Genomic DNA, 14,531 nt, shown 5'->3' with positions numbered 1-14,531 from the left:
CCGGCCGGACGTACAGGGACGAGGGCGCCCCGGGTCACCGGGGCGCCCTCGTCGTGTCAGCACCGCCGGGCCAGGGCGAGCGTGCGCCGGGCCGCCGCCACCACCGCCGCGTCGATGAAGCGGCCGTCCGGGAGGGCCTGCGCGCCCCGCTCCGCGGTGGCCGCCTTGACGACCGTCTCGGCCTCCTCCAGCTCCCGGTCGGTCGGCAGATAGGCGCGCTCGATGATCGGGAGCTGGCGCGGGTGGATGGCCGCGCGGCCGAGGAAGCCGAGGGCGCGGCCGTGCGCGCAGGAGGACGCCAGGCCCTCCAGATCGCGGATGTCGGGGTGGACGGACTGGGTCGGCGGGGCGAGACCGGCCGCGCGGGCGGCCACGACGACCCGGGCGCGGCACCAGTCGAGGCCGGAGTCCTGCCGTACACCCAGGTCGGCGCGGAGGTCGGCCTCGCCGATCGAGATGCCGCGCAGGGCGGGGTGCGCGGAGGCGATGACGTGGGCGCGCTCGATGGCCAGCGCGGTCTCCAGGAGGGCGTACAGCGGAGGCCCCGAACCGTCCGCGGGCGGCGGGCCCTGCGCGGTCTCCGTCCGTGCCGCGACCCGGGCGACCTGCCCGGCGGACGTCACCTTCGGCAGCCTCAGCCCCGCAAGGCCCGGCCGGGGCGCCACCGCCGCCAGGTCCGCGGCGGCCAGCGGCCCGTCGACCGCGTTGATCCGCACATGCACCGGGACCGGCGGCGGCTCGGTCAGCAGCTCGGCGGTGGCCGCGCGGGCGTACTCCTTGCGGTCCGGGGCGACCGCGTCCTCCAGGTCGACGACCACCACGTCGGCGCCGGAGGCCAGCGCCTTGGCCACGACGTGCGGGCGGTCGCCTGGAGCGTACAGCCAGGTGAGCGGGCAGAAGGCGGTGACCGTCACAGGGCGCCCTCCGCACGCAGCGCGGCCAGCTCCTCCGCGGTGAGGCCGAGTTCGGTCAGCACCGCGTCCGTGTCCGCGCCGTGCGGGCGGCCCGCCCAGCGGATCGCACCCGGGGTGGCGGAGAGCCGGAAGAGGACGTTCTGCATGCGCATCCGGCCGAGTTCCGGGTCGTGCAGGGTGGTCAGGGTGCCGAGGGCCCGGTACTGCGGGTCGGCCATCACGTCCCGTACGTCCTGGATCGGCGCGATCGCCGCCTGGGCCTTCTCGAAGGCGGCCAGGACCTCGGTGCGGGTGTGCCGGGCGATCCAGCCGCCGACCGCCTCGTCGAGCAGGTCGGCGTGCGCGGCCCGCTCCTCGCCGCTCGCGAACCAGGGCTCGTCGATCAGCTCCGGGCGGCCCACCAGCCGCATCACGCGTTCCGCGACCGACTGGGCCGAGGTGGAGACCGCCACCCAGGTGCCGTCGCTGGTGCGGTAGGCGTTGCGCGGGGCGTTGTTCTGGGTGCGGTTGCCGGTGCGGGGCTGGATGTAGCCGAGCTGGTCGTACCACAGGGGCTGCGGGCCGAGGACGGTCAGGATCGGCTCGATGATCGCCATGTCCACGATCTGGCCGGCGCCGGTGCGCTCCCGTGCAGTGAGCGCGGTCATCACCGCGTACGCCGTGGCCAGGCCCGCGATCGAGTCGGCGAGCCCGAACGGCGGGAGCGTCGGGGGCGCGTCCGGCTCACCCGTGATCGCGGCGAACCCGCTCAGCGCCTCCGCCAGGGTGCCGAACCCGGGCCGGGAGGCGTACGGGCCGAACTGGCCGAACCCGGTGACCCGGGCCAGCACCAGGCGCGGATTGGCCGCCGACAGCTCCGGCCAGCCGAGCTCCCACCTCTCCAGGGTGCCGGGCCGGAAGTTCTCGACGATCACGTCGGCGCCGGCGGCCAGCCGCAGCAGGGTGCGGCGGCCACCGGGTTTCGACAGGTCCAGCGTGATGGTGCGCTTGTTCCGGCCGAGCAGCTTCCACCACAGGCCGACCCCGTCCTTCGACGGCCCGTGGCCCCGGGACGGGTCCGGCTTCACCGGGTGCTCGACCTTGATCACCTCGGCGCCGAAGTCACCGAGCATGGTGGCGGCGATGGGACCGGCGAAGAGGGTGGCGAGGTCGAGCACGCGCAGACCGGCGAGCGGGCCGCCTGCGTCGGGCGCGGTGTCGTGGGGCGTGGTCATGAGGTGGGCCCGTCGGCGTCGCTCATGGGACGGGAGGCCTCCAGGTGCGTGAGGTGGGCCAGGGTGTCGAATCCGGTGCCGTCGAAGTCGCCCACCGATGTGGCCAGCCGGTTCTTGAGCGGTGCCGTCCAGCGGTCGGGCAGCGCGCCCGGGGAACCGGCGAGGAGGGCCGCGACACCGCCGGCCGTGGCACCGTTCGAGTCGGTGTCCCAGCCGCCGGAGACGGCACGGCAGACGGAGCCGGTGAAGTCGCCGTCGGCGTGGGTCAGCGCGGCGGCGATCAGCGCGGTGTTGGGCACGGCGTGCACCCAGTGGAAGTCGGCGTGGACGGCGTGGAGTTCGTCCACCACCCGGTCGAAGTCCTCGTGTTCCCGCGCGAGTCGGACGGCGTGGCGCACGGCGCGGGCGAGCCGGGAGCCGGGCGGCACGACGGTCAGGCCCGTGGCCAGGCAGGTGTGGACGTCGTCGGTTCCGGTCGCCGCGGCGGCGATGACGGCGGCGGCGAACATCGCGGCGTAGACGCCGTTCGCGGTGTGCGTCAGGGCGGCGTCGCGGTGGGCCTGCGCGGCCGCGGCCGCCGGGTCGCCGGGGTTGGTCCAGCCGTGCACGTCGGCACGGGTCAGGGCGCCGATCCACTCGCGGAAGGGGTTGCGGTGCCGGGCGGTGTGCGGGGGTTCGATGCCGAGCAGCAGGTTGCGGTAGGCGACGCGTTCGGCGGTGAAGGTACGGCCGGCGGGGAGTTCGTCCAGCCAGAGGCGCGCGGTGTCGGCGGTCGTGAACCGCTTGCCGTGCCGCTGCAGGAGAAGGAGGTTGAGCAGCGGGTAGTTGAGGTCGTCGTCCTCGGGCATGCCGTCGATGTTCTCGGCCAGACAGTGGGCCGCCGAGCGGCGGTTCCAGGGGTAGGCGACGGCCAGGTCCTCGGGTACGCCCCTGGCGGTGAACCAGGTGTGCAGGGGCCAGTTGCCGGTGGCCCGGGCGAGTTGGCGGATGCCGGTCAGGGGCAGCTTCTCCACGGGCTTGCCCAGCAGACAGCCCGCGGCCCGGCCGAGCCAGGCCGCCTCCAGGCGCTCGGCAGTCACCGAGGGGGCGGAAGTTACCGGCTGCTTCGGCCAGTTCGGGCACAGCGCCTCGATCGCGGCCGGGTCTGTCGGTTCCGCGTCCGCCAGCCGGCTGGGCAGTTCGGCCAGTTCGTCCAGCAGGTCCTCCGCCAGGAGGCGCAGATAGCGGGAGGCGCGCCCAGGGGACGCGCCCGCGCGGGCCGGGGCCTCGGGACCGCCCGCCGCGCGCCAGCGGGCGGCGATCGCCGACGGTTCGCGGCCGTCCTGCACCGCCTGGCGCAGCTCGTGGCCGAGCAGGTCCTCCGGCTGGACCCAGGTCAGTCGGAGCATTCCGGACCTCCCATCCCGGCGAACGCCCGCTCGTGGGCGCGCCGCCGCCGTACGTCCTTCTCGAAGATCTCCCGGGTCACCCCGGCCAGCGTGCGCGCCGGTTCCCACAGGTCCAGGCGGCTGGCCTCGGCCACCGTCTTCGCCCAGTCCTCCGGGACGGGCGAGCCCAGCGCGCCCGCCAGCGCCCCGGCCATCGTCGCGATGGAGTCGCAGTCGCGGCCGTAGTTCACCGCGCCGAGGACGGCCTGCCGGAAGTCGCCGCGCGCCACCGCCAACATGCCGAGCGCGACGGGCAGTTCCTCGATCGCGTGCAGACGGGAGGGGCGGCGGGCGCCCAGGGACGGGTTCCGGTAGTCCGGCCCGACCGTGTCGTACGGTGCCACCGCCTCCCGCAGCGGGCCGAGCGCCGACTCGAAGTCCGTGCAATTACGGGCCACTTCGCAGACCCGCTCGATCGCGGCGCGGGTGCCGTCCTTCGCCAGCGACAGGCACGCCGCCACCACCGAGTCCGGGCTCGCCCCCGGCGCGCAGGCCGCCGCCACCGCGGCCGCCAGGACGCCCGCCGCCTCCCTGCCGTAGGAGGACTGGTGGGCGCCCGCGACGTCCAGGGCCTCGGCGTACGCGGCCGCCGGGTTGGCCGCGTTGACCAGGCCCACAGGCGCCATGTACATCGCGGCACCGCAGTTGACGATGTTTCCGGCGCCGGCCTCGCGCGGGTCGACGTGGCCGTAGTGCAGCCGCGCCACCAGCCACTTCTCCGCCAGGAACACCCGGTGCAGCGGCAGCGCCTCGGCCTGGAGCTCCGGGATCCAGCGCGGTTTCGTCATCAGGTCGGGCACCAGGTGGTCGGCGATCGCGTAGGCGTCGAGGTGGTCGCGGACGCGTGCGTACACCCGGACCAGGGCGTGTGTCATCAAGGTGTCGTCGGTGACATGGCCGTCGCCCTTGTGGTACGGGGCGATGGGGCGGGCGGTGCGCCACTGCTCGCCGTGCCAGGGGCCGACGACGCCGTGCACGCGGCCGCCGTGGCGCTCGAGGATCTGGTCGGGGGAGTAGCCCTCTACGGGGCCGCCGAGCGCGTCGCCGACGGCCGCTCCCACGAGTGCGCCGGTGATCCGCTCCTCCAGGTCCGCGTCCCGGACCGCGCCTCGGCTCTGTTCTCCTTTGGGCGTCATGCCCGGAATCATCCTCCTGGACGGGGCGGTTGTGCGGCTTCCAGGAGTCCGGCGAGTTCCACCAGATCGGTGCCGGTGAGGCGGGGCAGCACGCAGCCGGACAGGGTGCGGCAGGCCTCGCGCCAGGACGCCGGGATCGCCTCGCCGCCGCCGAGCGCACCGGTCAGCGCGCCCGTCAGGGCCGGGGCGGAGTCGGCGATCCGGGACAGGCAGGCCGCGGCAGGCAGTGCCTCGGCGATCCGGCCCTCCGCCGCCGTGGCCAGCGCGAGGGCGACCGGTACGGTCTCGGCGGCGGCGATGCCGTAGCTGTAGACGTGGTCGACGATCCGGTGCTCGAGCAGCGGGACGAGCGCGAACGCGCTCTCGGTGTCCCCGGCCAGGCGCAGTGCCTGCCGGGCGTTGCGGCCGATCTCCGTCCGCTCGGGCAGTTCGGCCAGCGCCGCCGCGACGCACGCCCCGACCTCCGCGCCCGCCAGCGCCTCGGCGAGCGCCGCCGCCATCGCGCGGGCCCCGTGGACGCCGTCGCCGTCCTGGGTGTAGCGGGCGTCGAACTCGGCCAGGCCGGCCGCGCGCCGGGGGTCGCCCGGGTGGGCGGTGGCCAGCACACAGGCCCGTACGCAGGCGGCGTCGTCGAAGTAGTGCGGGTTGTCGTGCCCGCTGGCGGGCGGGCGCAGTCCGGTCGCCAGATTGCCGAGCCCGGCCCGCACGGAGATACGGGCGCGCAGCGGCAGCACCACCGACCCGGCCTCGGGGGCGCGTTCGGCCGCCGCCGCGACCTCGCCGGCGACGGCGTTCCAGGTCAGGTCGATCGCGGCCCGGACTCGCCGCTCCCGGCCGAGGTCGCCGAACGCCTCGTCGTCCCCCGCCCGCAACAGGGCCTCTGCGGTGAACACCGCCCACTCGGCGTCGTCGGAGGGGCCGAGGCACAGCGGCTCGGGCGGCTGGTTCAGCGCGATGGGCACCGGGAGCGTCGTCGTCGCGTTCAGCTCGGCGAAGGTGTCCAGCTCCCGGGTGAGGCGCCGGGTCCACTCCGGCAGCCGGGCGGCCCGGTGGCGCGCGGCGGGCCACCCGGCGGCGTCCCCGGCGGCCAGCCCCAGCAACAGCCCTTCGATGCGCCGCGTCACGAGAGCCTCTCCCCTTGGCCGCCGGGGGACCCGTGGCTCGGGGCGTGCGTGCGGGCCGGGCGTCGCGAGCGGGTGGTCGCGGCGTGCCGGGTGGTCGGTGACCGGCATCTCGGTCTGATGGCTCATGTCCGGGTCTCCTCGTCGCCCGCGGTGAGGGCGTAGGCCGCGCGGTCGGGAACGGGGGGTGCCTCAAGTCGTGCGGGGACTGCGTGACGGGGGAGTCCGGCGGAAGCGCTCGCGGTCACCAGCAGGTCGGCGACGTCCAGTACGTGCCGGCCCGCCATCGACGGCAGGCAGCTGCCCCGGACGGGACCGATGGCCCGCGCCCACTCGTCCGGAATGGCCGGGAGACCCTGCGTCGCACCGGCCAGCGCGCCCGCGACCGCCGCCGTGGTGTCGGCGTCGCGGCCCATGTTGACGGCGGTGAGGACCGCCTCGCGGAAGTCGCCGTCGGCGGCGGCGTACGCGCCGAAGGCGAGGGCGACCGCCTCGGGTGCCAGGTCGGACCAGGGATAGCTGCCGATGACCACCGCGGAGCGGACCGCGTGTTCGCCGCGGTGGGCGGCGGCCGTGGCCCGGCGCAGCGAGCGGGCCGTCCAGGAGTCGTCGGGGACGACGGCGAGGGCGGCGGCCACGACCGCGACCGGCGGCGCGCCCGTCATCGCCGCCGCGACCCCGGCGGCCACCGCCCGGCCGCCGTCGAGGCCCTCGCCCTCGTGGCTGACCGAGCCGTCGATCGCCACCAGCCGGGCCGCCTCGACGGGCCGCCCGGCCGCGAACACCCCGAACGGCGCCGCCCGCATGGCCAGCCCGTCGCTCCAGGCGTGCCGGTGCTGGGCGGAGACAGGGGCGGCCAGCCCCCGGCGAAGGTTCTCCAGCGTGCCCCGCTCGCTGAACCCGGCTCCGCGGAAGGGACCCTCTTCGCGGTCGGCGATGAACCCGCGCCAGGCCGCCTCCACCCGGGCCGGGGTGAGCGCGTGGCCGTACCGGGCCAGCAGCAGCCCGGAGAAGATCGCGTACTCGGTGTCGTCCGTGCCGGCCGGCCGGTCGGCGACGTAGCCGGTGATCCGGCCCCAGCGGGCGCGGATCTCGGACGGCGTCAGGTTCTCCGCGGGCGCCCCGAGCGCGTCGCCGACGGCGAGGCCGAGCAGCGCGCCGCGGGCCCGTTCGCGCGAGACGGCCGGGGCAGACGCCGGGGCCTGCGGGGCACGGATGGTCGATCCCACGGGCTCTCCTCTCGGGACGCCCCGCAGGGGCGGGAGCCCTCAGCGGAACTGTCCCCGGAGCGGGGCCCGGTGCAGCCTCCGGCACCTCACCATCACCCGTACGACATATGTGCGAGCTGATTCACGGATGAGCACACCAGTGCAAAACCGCAGGTTAGCCCAGCCTTCCCTTGCTGGCGGCCGTGAAATTTCGAGCGTAGATTCGGTGTTGTCGAAAAGTAGAACGCGTCCAAAAGTCAGCCTTACCTAAGTTCTCGCACAGCTCTCAGGGGGACCACGCCATGGCCATCATCGACACCGAAGCGACGCTTCACGAGGCGCACCGCGACAACCACACGCACCGCGACGTGAACGGTGGCTGGCTGCGCCCCGCGGTCTTCGGCGCGATGGACGGCCTGGTCTCCAACCTCGCCCTGATGACCGGTGTGGCGGGCGGTGCGCTGGGCCGGGAGACCATTGTCCTCACCGGTCTCGCGGGCCTGGCCGCGGGTGCCTTCTCCATGGCCGCCGGCGAGTACACCTCCGTCGCCTCGCAGCGTGAGCTGGTCGAGGCCGAGCTGGACGTCGAGCGCCGCGAGCTGCGCAAGCACCCCGAGGACGAGGAGCGGGAGCTCGCCGCCCTGTACGTCTCGCGCGGAGTGGAGCCCGGACTCGCCCAGGAGGTTGCCCGGCAGCTGTCGAAGGACCCCGAGCAGGCCCTGGAGATACACGCCAGGGAGGAGCTGGGCATCGACCCCGGCGACCTGCCCTCCCCGCTGGTCGCCGCCGTGTCGTCGTTCGGCTCGTTCGCGCTCGGCGCGCTCCTGCCCGTGTTGCCGTACCTGCTGGGGGCCACCGTGCTGTGGCCGGCCTTGCTGCTCGCCCTCCTGGGACTGTTCGCCTGCGGCGCGGTGGTGGCCAGGGTGACGGCGCGGACCTGGTGGTACAGCGGTCTGCGGCAGCTCGCCCTGGGTGGTGCCGCCGCCGGCGTGACCTACGCGCTGGGCACCGTGTTCGGTGCCGCCGTAGGATGACGCACCGGAACTTGTGCGCTGTCAGTCGCACAAGTGCGTCATTACCCGCTCATCCGCTGGTTTCGGCCGTGCGACCACGGGGCATGAGCCGTAGGCACCCGCAGGCAACGAGGCCTGTCGCGCATGCGCAGGGCCGGGCGACGTCGCCCTCCCTGTTCCTCCCGGGCCGACGGACACCGATCCGACCGATCTCGTCCGCCGCCCCCACAGCCTTCACCGCCGGGCGCGGTACCCCCGCCGTCAGCCCGAGGTGCCCGCATGCTGGAACGCGGTTTCCGATTCTTGAGAAACGCTCCATCATGTAATCTGCACGAAATCTCGCATTTCCGGCAGAGGGCCAACGTCGTCCCTCGGCACTCCTCCCCCAGAGCCTGAACGGCCTGGGAGGGACCCCCAGCCACATGACGACGACGGGAGAGCCGATGCGTATGCCGCGCCAGCCGTCCCAGCATTCCTCGAACGGCCAGAACTGGGCCTTCATGGATGCCCGCCCTGCCGCGCAGGGCATGTACGACCCCCGCGACGAGCACGACGCCTGCGGCGTCGGCTTCGTGGCCACCCTCACCGGTGAGGCGAGCCATGCGCTGGTCGAGCAGGCGCTCACGGTTCTGCGCAACCTGGAACACCGCGGCGCGACCGGCTCGGAGCCCGACTCCGGCGACGGCGCCGGTCTGCTCTCCCAGGTGCCCGACGCCTTCCTGCGCGAGGTGGCCGGATTCGGACTTCCCGCGGCCGGCGCCTACGCCGTCGGCATCGCCTTCCTGCCCGGGGACGGCACCGAGGACGCCGTCACGCGCATCGAGGCCATCGCCGGCGACGAGGGCCTGACCGTCCTCGGCTGGCGCGAGGTCCCGGTCGCCCCCGAACTGCTCGGCGCCACCGCCCGCTCCACCATGCCCGTCTTCCGCCAGCTGTTCGTGACCGACGGTGTGAGCGAGGGCATCGCCCTGGACCGCAAGGCGTTCGTGCTGCGCAAGCGCGCCGAACGCGAGGCCGGCGTCTACTTCCCGTCGCTGTCGGCCCGCACCCTCGTCTACAAGGGGATGCTCACCACCGGCCAGCTGGAGCCCTTCTTCCCGGACCTGTCCGACCGCCGCTTCGCCTCGGCCATCGCGCTCGTCCACTCCCGCTTCTCCACGAACACCTTCCCGAGCTGGCCGCTCGCGCACCCGTACCGCTTCGTGGCCCACAACGGTGAGATCAACACCGTCCAGGGCAACCGCAACTGGATGCGCGCCCGCGAGTCCCGGCTGGCCTCCGGCCTCTTCGGCCCCGCGGAGAGGCTGGAGCGGATCTTCCCGGTGTGCACACCGGGCGCCTCCGACTCCGCCACCTTCGACGAGGTCCTGGAACTGCTCCACCTCGGCGGACGCTCACTGCCGCACTCCGTGCTGATGATGATCCCGGAGGCGTGGGAGAACCACGACGCCATGGACCCGCCCCGGCGCGCCTTCTACGAGTACCACTCCACGATGATGGAGCCCTGGGACGGCCCGGCCTGCGTCACCTTCACCGACGGCACCCAGGTCGGCGCCGTCCTCGACCGCAACGGCCTGCGTCCCGGCCGCTACTGGGTCACCGACGACGGCCTCGTCGTCCTCGGCTCCGAGGTCGGCGTGCTCGACATCGACCCGGCCAGGGTCGTCCGCAAGGGCCGGCTCCAGCCCGGCCGCATGTTCCTCGTCGACACCGCCGAGCACCGCATCATCGAGGACGACGAGATCAAGGCGGCCCTCGCCGCCGAGCAGCCCTACGCCGAGTGGGTCCAGGCCGGCGAGATCGAACTGGGCGACCTGCCCGAGCGCGATCACATCGTGCACACCCACGCCTCCGTCACCCGCCGCCAGCAGACCTTCGGCTACACCGAGGAGGAGCTGCGCGTCCTGCTCGCGCCGATGGCCAAGAGCGGCGCCGAGCCGATCGGCTCCATGGGCACCGACGCGCCGATCGCGGCCCTCTCCGAGCGCCCGCGGCTGCTCTTCGACTACTTCACCCAGCTGTTCGCGCAGGTCACCAACCCGCCGCTGGACGCGATCCGCGAGGAGCTGGTCACCTCCCTGCGCAGCTCGCTCGGCCCGCAGGGCAACCTCCTGGAGCCCACCGCGGCCTCCTGCCGCAGCGTCGTCCTGCCCTTCCCGGTGATCGACAACGACGAGCTGGCCAAGCTCATCCACATCAACGCCGACGGCGACATGCCCGGCTTCAAGGCCGCGACCCTCTCCGGCCTGTACCGGGTCTCCGGCGGCGGCGACGCGCTCTCCGCGCGCATCGAGGAGGTCTGCGCCGAGGCCGACGCCGCCATCGGCAACGGCGCCCGCCTGATCGTCCTGTCCGACCGCCACTCGGACGCCGAGCACGCCCCGATCCCGTCGCTGCTGCTCACCGCGGCCGTCCACCACCACCTGATCCGCACCAGGCAGCGCACCCACGTGGGCCTGCTGGTCGAGGCCGGCGACGTCCGCGAGGTCCACCACGTCGCCCTGCTGATCGGCTACGGCGCCGCCGCGGTCAACCCGTACCTGGCGATGGAGTCCGTCGAGGACCTGGTCCGCGCGGGCACCTTCCTGCCGGGCGGCGAGCCCGAGATCGCCATCCGCAACCTGATCCACGCCCTCGGCAAGGGCGTACTGAAGGTCATGTCCAAGATGGGCATCTCCACCGTCGCCTCCTACCGCGGCGCCCAGGTCTTCGAGGCCGTCGGCCTGGACGAGGCCTTCGTCGGCGAGTACTTCGTCGGCACCGCCACCAAGATCGGCGGCGTCGGCGTCGACGTCATCGCCAAGGAGGTCGCCGCCCGCCACGCCAAGGCCTACCCGGCGTCCGGCATCGCCCCGGCGCACCGCGCGCTGGAGATCGGCGGCGAGTACCAGTGGCGCCGCGAGGGCGAGCCGCACCTGTTCGACCCGGAGACGGTCTTCCGCCTCCAGCACTCCACGCGCACCGGCCGCTACGACATCTTCAAGAAGTACACGGACCGGGTGAACGAGCAGTCCGAGCGCCTGATGACGCTCCGCGGCCTGTTCGGCTTCGCCTCCGGCCGGGCGCCGGTCCCCGTCGACGAGGTCGAACCGGTCTCCGAGATCGTCAGGCGCTTCTCCACCGGCGCCATGTCGTACGGCTCCATCTCCAAGGAGGCGCACGAGACCCTCGCCATCGCCATGAACCAGCTCGGCGGCAAGTCCAACACCGGTGAGGGCGGCGAGGACGCGGACCGCCTCTACGACCCGGCCCGCCGGTCCGCCGTCAAGCAGGTCGCCTCCGGCCGCTTCGGCGTGACCAGCGAGTACCTCGTCAACTCCGACGACATCCAGATCAAGATGGCCCAGGGCGCCAAGCCCGGCGAGGGCGGCCAGCTGCCGGGCCACAAGGTCTACCCGTGGGTGGCCAGGACCCGGCACTCCACCCCCGGCGTCGGCCTGATCTCCCCGCCGCCGCACCACGACATCTACTCCATCGAGGACCTGGCCCAGCTGATCCACGACCTGAAGAACGCCAACCCGCGGGCCCGGATCCACGTCAAGCTGGTCTCCGAGGTCGGCGTCGGCACGGTCGCCGCGGGCGTCTCCAAGGCGCACGCCGACGTGGTCCTGATCTCCGGCCACGACGGCGGCACCGGCGCCTCCCCGCTGACCTCGCTGAAGCACGCGGGCGGCCCCTGGGAACTGGGCCTGGCCGAGACCCAGCAGACGCTCCTGCTCAACGGGCTGCGGGACCGGATCGTCGTGCAGACCGACGGCCAGCTCAAGACCGGCCGCGACGTGGTGATCGCCGCGCTGCTCGGCGCCGAGGAGTTCGGCTTCGCGACCGCGCCGCTGGTCGTCTCCGGCTGCATCATGATGCGCGTCTGCCACCTGGACACCTGCCCGGTCGGCATCGCCACCCAGAACCCGGTGCTGCGCGAGCGGTTCACCGGCCAGGCCGAGCACGTCGTGAACTTCTTCCGGTTCATCGCCGAGGAGGTCCGCGAACTCCTCGCCGAACTGGGCTTCCGCTCCATCGAGGAGGCCGTCGGCCACGCCGAGGTCCTCGACGTGACCCGCGCGGTCGACCACTGGAAGGCGCAGGGACTGGACCTGGAGCCGCTGTTCCACGTGCCCGAGCTGCCCGAGGGCGCGGTGCGCCACCAGGTGACCGCCCAGGACCACGGCCTGGAGAAGGCGCTCGACAACGAGCTGATCAGGCTCGCCGCCGACTCCCTGGCCGCGCCCGGCGCCGCCGGCGCCCAGCCGGTGCGCGCCCAGGTCGCCATCCGCAACATCAACCGCACGGTCGGCACCATGCTCGGCCACGAGGTGACGAAGAAGTTCGGCGGCGCGGGACTGCCCGACGACACCATCGACATCACCTTCACCGGCTCCGCCGGCCAGTCCTTCGGCGCCTTCGTCCCGCGCGGCATCACGCTGCGCCTGGAGGGCGACGCCAACGACTACGTCGGCAAGGGCCTCTCGGGCGGCCGGATCGTGGTCCGCCCCGACCGCGCCGCCGAACACCTCGCCGAGTACAGCGTCATCGCGGGCAACACCCTCGCCTACGGCGCGACCGGCGGCGAGATGTTCCTGCGCGGCCGGACCGGTGAGCGGTTCTGCGTGCGCAACTCCGGCGCGCTGGTCGTCTCCGAGGGCGTGGGCGACCACGGCTGCGAGTACATGACCGGCGGCCACGCGGTGGTCCTCGGCGAGACCGGCCGCAACTTCGCGGCCGGCATGTCCGGCGGCATCGCCTACGTCCTCGACCTCGACCGCGACAACGTCAACCCCGGCAACGCCGACGCGGTCGAGGCGCTGGACGACTCCGACCGGCAGTGGCTGCGCGACGTGGTGCGCCGCCACCAGGAGGAGACGGGCTCGACCGTCGCCGGGAAGCTGCTCGCCGAGTGGGACACCGCGGTGGAGCGCTTCAGCAGGATCATCCCCCGTACGTACAAGGCAGTGCTCGCCGCCAAGGACGCCGCCGAGCGGGCCGGTCTGACCGAGACCGAGATCACCGAGAAGATGATGGAGGCGGCGATCCATGGCTGACCCGAAGGGCTTTCTGAACCACGGCCGCGAGGTCGCCGCGTACCGTCCGGTCGAGGAGCGCACGAAGGACTGGAACGAGGTCCACGTCCCCGGCTCGCTGCTGCCGATCATCAGCAAGCAGGCCGGCCGGTGCATGGACTGCGGCATCCCGTTCTGCCACAACGGCTGCCCGCTCGGGAACCTGATCCCGGAGTGGAACGACTACGCCTACCGCGAGGACTGGGCCGCCGCCTCCGAACGGCTGCACGCGACGAACAACTTCCCCGAGTTCACCGGCCGGCTGTGCCCGGCGCCCTGCGAGTCGGCGTGCGTGCTCGGCATCAGCCAACAGCCGGTCACCATCAAGAACGTCGAGGTCTCGATCATCGACAAGGCGTGGGAGAACGGCGACATCGCCCCGCGCATCCCCGAGCGGCTGTCCGGCAAGACCGTCGCGGTCATCGGCTCAGGACCGGCGGGCCTGGCCGCCGCCCAGCAGCTCACCAGGGCGGGCCACACGGTCGCCGTCTACGAGCGCGCCGACCGCGTCGGAGGCCTGCTGCGCTACGGCATCCCCGAGTTCAAGATGGAGAAGCGGCACATCAACCGCCGTATCGAGCAGATGCGCGCGGAGGGCACCCGGTTCCGTACGGGCGTCGAGATCGGCCGCGACCTGACGGCGACCGACCTGAAGAAGCGCTACGACGCGATCGTCGTGGCCGCCGGCTCCACCACCGCCCGCGACCTGCCCGTCCCCGGCCGCGAACTGGGCGGCGTCCACCAGGCGATGGAGTACCTGCCCCTGGCCAACAAGGTCCAGGAGGGCGACTACGTGGTGGCGCCGATCTCGGCTCAGGGCAAGCACGTCGTCGTCATCGGCGGCGGTGACACGGGCGCCGACTGCGTGGGCACCGCCCACCGCCAGGGCGCCGCCTCCGTCACCCAGTTGGAGATCATGCCCCGTCCGAACGACGAGCGGCACCCCGTCGACCAGCCCTGGCCGACCTTCCCGCTGCTGTACAAGGTCACCTCGGCCCACGAGGAGGGCGGCGAGCGGATCTACTCGGCGTCCACGACCCGCTTCGAGGGCGACGAGGACGGCAATGTGCGGTGGCTGCACCTGGCCGAGGTCGAGTTCGTGGACGGCCGGCCGGCACCCAAGCCGGGCAGCGAGCGCAGGATCCCGGCCCAGCTGGTCACCCTCGCCATGGGCTTCACCGGAACCGACCGGGAGAACGGCCTCGTCGACCAGTTCGGTCTGGAACTCGACGAGCGCGGTAACATCGCCCGTGACGCGGACTTCCAGACCAACGTGCCGGGTGTCTTCGTCGCCGGTGACGCCGGCCGCGGCCAGTCCCTCATCGTGTGGGCGATCGCCGAGGGCCGCTCGGCCGCCCGCGGCGTCGACCGCCACCTCATGGGGGCCGGCGACCTGCCGGCCCCGATCCGGCCGACGGACCGCTCGCTGACGGCCTGACGG

Annotated in this window: 9 protein-coding genes; 3 read left to right on the top strand and 6 right to left on the bottom strand. The window is 73.5% G+C overall.

Going from position 1 to position 14,531, the window contains the following annotated elements; genetic code table 11:
• Nucleotides 1–56: 56 nt before the first annotated feature.
• From OIE49_RS10410 to OIE49_RS10385, 6 genes are read right to left on the bottom strand one after another with little or no spacing between them, the layout of a single operon-like run.
• Nucleotides 57–914 (bottom strand): HpcH/HpaI aldolase/citrate lyase family protein, encoded by an 858-nt coding sequence (locus tag OIE49_RS10410; protein WP_326802076.1) that lies wholly within the window; start codon nucleotides 912–914, stop codon nucleotides 57–59.
• Nucleotides 911–2,128 (bottom strand): CaiB/BaiF CoA transferase family protein, encoded by a 1,218-nt coding sequence (locus OIE49_RS10405; RefSeq protein ID WP_326802075.1) that lies wholly within the window; start codon nucleotides 2,126–2,128, stop codon nucleotides 911–913. Before OIE49_RS10405 ends, OIE49_RS10410 begins: the two co-directional genes overlap by 4 nt.
• The gene (locus OIE49_RS10400; protein ID WP_326802074.1) at nucleotides 2,125–3,516 is read right to left on the bottom strand and encodes an ADP-ribosylglycohydrolase family protein; all 1,392 of its coding nucleotides are present in this window, start codon (nucleotides 3,514–3,516) and stop codon (nucleotides 2,125–2,127) included. Before OIE49_RS10400 ends, OIE49_RS10405 begins: the two co-directional genes overlap by 4 nt.
• Nucleotides 3,504–4,691 carry an ADP-ribosylglycohydrolase family protein gene (locus tag OIE49_RS10395; protein ID WP_326802073.1) on the bottom strand — a complete coding sequence of 396 codons (1,188 nt, stop codon included), beginning with the start codon at nucleotides 4,689–4,691 and terminating at the stop codon, nucleotides 3,504–3,506. The genes OIE49_RS10400 and OIE49_RS10395 overlap by 13 nt, the downstream gene beginning before the upstream one ends.
• Before the next feature lie 8 nt (nucleotides 4,692–4,699).
• Nucleotides 4,700–5,941 (bottom strand): ADP-ribosylglycohydrolase family protein, encoded by a 1,242-nt coding sequence (locus OIE49_RS10390; protein WP_326802072.1) that lies wholly within the window; start codon nucleotides 5,939–5,941, stop codon nucleotides 4,700–4,702.
• Nucleotides 5,938–7,041 carry an ADP-ribosylglycohydrolase family protein gene (locus OIE49_RS10385; protein ID WP_326802071.1) on the bottom strand — a complete coding sequence of 368 codons (1,104 nt, stop codon included), beginning with the start codon at nucleotides 7,039–7,041 and terminating at the stop codon, nucleotides 5,938–5,940. The genes OIE49_RS10390 and OIE49_RS10385 overlap by 4 nt, the downstream gene beginning before the upstream one ends.
• Nucleotides 7,042–7,322: 281 nt before the next feature.
• Between OIE49_RS10385 and OIE49_RS10380 the strand changes: the two genes are divergently transcribed.
• The 3 genes from OIE49_RS10380 (at nucleotide 7,323) to OIE49_RS10370 (ending at nucleotide 14,528) form a co-directional block, all read left to right on the top strand.
• Complete coding sequence (locus OIE49_RS10380) at nucleotides 7,323–8,054, top strand: VIT1/CCC1 transporter family protein (RefSeq protein ID WP_326802070.1); 732 nt, start codon at nucleotides 7,323–7,325, stop codon at nucleotides 8,052–8,054.
• A gap of 506 nt (nucleotides 8,055–8,560) precedes the next feature.
• Nucleotides 8,561–13,072, top strand: a complete 4,512-nt coding sequence (gene gltB / locus OIE49_RS10375) for a glutamate synthase large subunit (RefSeq protein ID WP_326806185.1) — start codon at nucleotides 8,561–8,563, stop codon at nucleotides 13,070–13,072.
• The gene (locus OIE49_RS10370; protein ID WP_326802069.1) at nucleotides 13,065–14,528 is read left to right on the top strand and encodes a glutamate synthase subunit beta; all 1,464 of its coding nucleotides are present in this window, start codon (nucleotides 13,065–13,067) and stop codon (nucleotides 14,526–14,528) included. Before gltB ends, OIE49_RS10370 begins: the two co-directional genes overlap by 8 nt.
• The last annotated feature ends 3 nt before the right edge of the window (nucleotides 14,529–14,531 follow it).

The organism is Streptomyces sp. NBC_01788 (assembly GCF_035917575.1).
Taxonomy (GTDB): Bacteria; Actinomycetota; Actinomycetes; order Streptomycetales; family Streptomycetaceae; genus Streptomyces.
The sequence above is the reverse complement of the archived record's forward strand: the minus strand, read 5'-3'. Positions and strand labels throughout refer to the sequence as shown.